At 70.3% G+C, this 3,791-nt stretch carries 4 protein-coding genes; 1 reads left to right on the forward strand and 3 read right to left on the reverse strand.

All coding sequences use genetic code 11. The features are described 5' to 3' along the window. From EQG76_RS23400 to EQG76_RS23410, 3 genes are all read right to left on the reverse strand, one after another. Positions 1-757 (reverse strand): alanine racemase (locus tag EQG76_RS23400; RefSeq protein ID WP_200841056.1); only part of this gene is annotated, 757 nt, incomplete at its 3' end. A 153-nt stretch (positions 758-910) separates the two neighbouring features. Next, positions 911-1,747, reverse strand: a complete 837-nt coding sequence (locus EQG76_RS23405; protein ID WP_159716792.1) for an MOSC domain-containing protein — start codon at positions 1,745-1,747, stop codon at positions 911-913. Continuing rightward, entirely contained in the window at positions 1,747-2,856 is a 1,110-nt protein-coding gene (locus EQG76_RS23410) for a mandelate racemase/muconate lactonizing enzyme family protein (protein WP_159716795.1), read from the reverse strand. Before EQG76_RS23410 ends, EQG76_RS23405 begins: the two co-directional genes overlap by 1 nt. Before the next feature lie 83 nt (positions 2,857-2,939). Here EQG76_RS23410 and EQG76_RS23415 point away from each other — a divergent pair. Beyond that, a partial coding sequence (locus tag EQG76_RS23415) for an iron-containing alcohol dehydrogenase (protein WP_159716798.1) occupies positions 2,940-3,791 on the forward strand: 852 nt, incomplete at its 3' end.

The raw sequence follows: 3,791 nt of genomic DNA on the forward strand, positions 1-3,791 counted from the left end.
GCTCGCACTGCAAGGGCGTGCCGGCTAGCCCGTACTGGTGGAGTGCCGCCTTGATCGTCGCCACGAACACGTCGAAGCCCGGCTCATCGCCCCGGTAGCGGCCAGGAAAGCCGCCGCCCACGTCGATCATGTCAACGGCACCGGCCTCCGCCACCACCTGGCCGCACAGCGCGATCGCCCGGTGGAACGCCATCGGGTCCAGGCACTGCGAGCCGACATGGAAGGTGATGCCGACGCTGCGCGCGAACGCGCGGCAGGCGCGCACCAGGGCCGGCGCCTCCTCGACATCGCAGCCGAACTTGCCGGTGAGCGTGAGCACGGCACCCTCGCCCGGCACGGCCAGCCGTACGAACAGGTCGAGGTCCTTGGCCCGGTTGGTCACCTGGACGATCTTGGCCAGCTCCTCCTCGTGGTCGAGGACGAAGCTGCGCACGCCGTGCTCGAAATAAGCCTCGGCGATCGCCTCCGGCGACTTCACCGGATGCATGAAGTGGCAGACGGCACCGGGGAACTGGCGCCGGATCTGGCGCACTTCGCCAATCGAGGCCGTGTCGAAGTGACGGATGCCGCCCTTCCACAAAGCATCGAGAACCGGGTCGGCGTCGTTGCATTTCACGGCATACAGGACGTCGCCCGGGAACTGGGCGATCATCTGCCGCGCCGTACGCTCGACGACGTGGGGCCGGACACCGACAATGGGGTGGGAGCCGAGGTGATGGGTAAGCAACGCCTCGGCGCTGCCGTAGCTAGGGGTCATTTCCAACCTTCCGAGAGACCACCAAGGGTCCAGGGCTGATCAGAAAGCCGCCGCCGCGCGCGCCGCAGTGCATGGGCTTCTTTTCGTGTGGGCGGTAGATAGGGTCACCACCCTCGCGAGGCAAGGGATAATTACCCCCGTTTTCAACCGGGCTTAACGCTGTGGACCCGACGCAAGGGCCACCAGGTCGCCGATCCGCAGGCGTGGCGCGGGTTCGTCGCCCAGGATCGGCACCAGGTTCCAACCGAACAGCGGGAAGCCGGCAGTATCCGAGTGCACGCGGCGCAGGGTGCGCAACGGCTCCTCGCCTAGCCGCTCCCCGCTAGCCTGGTCGGTCGTGGTGACGATGCAGCGCTCGCAGGGGCTGACCAGCCGGAAGACCGTCGTCCCGGCGCGCAGCCAGGGTGCCTCGTCCTCCGCCCATGCCGGCAGGCCGTCCACGATCAGGTTCGGCCGGAAGCGCGCCATCGGCACCGGCTCCGCGCCCGCTTCGGCCAGATGGTCGTTGAGCCGTGCCAGGGAGGAGGTGCTGGCCAGGAGCAGCGGGAAGCCGTCAGCAAAGCCGGTACGGGCGTCGGGCGGCGAGATGGCGGGATCGCAGGGGCGCAGCGCCTCGGGCGCGAAGCGGACCAGATGCACGGCACGGCCGAGAAACTCGGAAAGCAGCCGGTCGGTCTCTAGCGATTGCGGGATCGCCGGCAGCCGCTGGCCCCAGACCGTCACGCCCATTCGCTTGTCGCCATCGGCCCGCAGGACCGGATGGCGCTGCCCGTCCAGGATGAGCACGAGCCAGCCGTCCTCGAGCGCGGTGTCGATCCTCGCCAGTGCCGGGAGCTCGCGCTGGGTGAGGAACCGGCCGCCTGGCCGCACCACCATCCAGCGCCGGTCATGGGCCAGCCCCATGGGCTCGACGGGGGCCGCCTCCACCGGAATGCCGCGGCAGCCCTTGATCGGGTAGATCCACAGCCCGGTGATCCGCCCCGTGTGCATCAGCCGATCCTCGTCGCCGCCAGCGCCGCCTCGTCGAGCTGCACGCCCAGGCCCGGCGCCTCGCCCAGTTCGATGCAGCCATCCGCATCCGCCTCTATGGGTGCCACCAGGCCATGGTCGCGCCTGGCCGTGGTCCATTCCGGCGGGTCATAGGGAAATTCCAACGGCAGCATCGGCCCCAGGCCCGCCACCAGATGAGCGTTGGCGAGCAGGCCGATGCCGTTGCCCCAGGTATGCGGCGTAAACGCGATCCCGGCCGCACGCGCCTCGCGGAACAGCTCGTTTAGGCCGGAGATGCCCCCGCCGCACACCGCATCGGTCTGCAGGACATCGACGCAGCCCTCCCGGATCCAGCTGCGCATGCTCTCCATGTCGCGGGCGAGCTCGCCGCCCGCGATGCGGATCGGCGTGGCGTCGCGCAGCGCCTTCATGCCGGCGACATCGGCGCGGTGCAGCGGCTCCTCCAGCCAGAACACGCCGAGCGGCTCCAGCGCCCGTGCCACGGCCAGCGCATCCTTGAGCGTCCAGGACGGGCTGGTGTCCCAGGGCATCCGCCAGCCCTGGTTGCAGTCGACCATCAGCTTCATGCTGCCGCCCACCGCCGCGCGGATCGCTTCGACTTTGGCCACGTCGCGGCGCCAGTCAGCCTCGTGGAAGCGGACCTTCATCCAGCGAAAGCCGCGCTCGGCGAACGCTTCCGCCTGTGTAGCCATCTCGTTCGGCTCGCGCAGCGTGCCGGACGACGCGTAGCAGGGTACCCGGCCGGACGAGCCCCCCAGCAGGCGCCAGACCGGCTGGGCGGTGATCTGGCCGAACAGGTCCCAAAGGGCGATGTCGAGTGGCCAGAGCCGGCCATAGAAGAAGGACAGGTTGTCGATGATCCGGAAATGCCGGCCGAGCGCGCGCGCGTCCTGACCGATGAACAGGTGCTCGTTGCCGCGCAGGCCGGGCATCGGGTCGCCCGCCCCCACCCCGGTCAGGCCGCTCTCGGTGGTAACGCGAACCAGATCGACCACGAAGCGGCGGCGAGGCACGGGGTCCCAGGAGGCCCGGAAGGGCGGGTTCAGATCGATCGCGTGATGCGAAAGCTCGATCTTCGCGATTTTCATCCAGGGTTGCTCCCACCATGTCCCTTGCGGCGCGTCATGCCGCCCGGATAGCACGGGAGGCAGGCGGTGGCGGAGAGCATTGCATGGCGACCAGCTTCGGGCTCGAGCGGGGAACCCCCATCGCCTATGGCGAGGACCGGGCGCTGGCTTTGGCGGAGGACGTTACGGCCCTAGTCGGCCCGGCCGCCCGGGTCCTGCTGGTCGCGGACCGGGCGATCGCCACGCTGGACCGGGTGGTCGCGATGCGCGAGCGCCTGGCGATGGCCGGGCACCAGGCGGTGATGTACGCGGAGATCACGGGCGAACCCGACAGCGCTCGGATCAATGCGGCGGGTGCCGCCGGCCGGGCGGCGCAGGCGCAACTCGTGATCGCCGTGGGCGGTGGCTCGGCCATCGACGCCGGCAAGCTCGCGGCGGTGACGGCTCTGGGCGAGGCGCCCGCCGACGCCTACGGTCTGTGTGCGACGCCGCTGCCGGCCCGCACCCTGCCGATCATCGCACTGCCCACCACGGCCGGCACCGGGGCCGAGATGACCCGCACCGCCGTGTTCACCAACAGCCACGGCCACAAGGTCTGGGCCTGGGGCGAGGAACTGCGCCCGGCCCTGGCGGTGCTGGATCCCATGCTGTCGACCAGCCTGCCGGCCAAGCTCACCGCCTGGACCGGCCTGGATGCGCTGGTTCATGCCATCGAGGCGGCCACCAATCGCCGTGCCAACCCCCTGGTGGCGGCTTCTGCCCTGCAGGCGATCCGGCTGGTCGCGCGGCATCTCGGCACGGCCCTGGACGAGCCGCGCAACCTGGAAGCGCGCGGCGGGATGCTGATGGCAGCGGCACTGGCCGGCAGCGCCATCGACAATGCCGGCACCGGCGTCGCTCATGCGGTCGGCCATGCCATGGGCACCCATGCCCATGTGCATCATGGCCGGGCGGTG

It is taken from the genome of Geminicoccus flavidas, from assembly GCF_009806515.1.
GTDB classification, from domain to species: Bacteria; Pseudomonadota; Alphaproteobacteria; order Geminicoccales; family Geminicoccaceae; genus Geminicoccus; species Geminicoccus flavidus.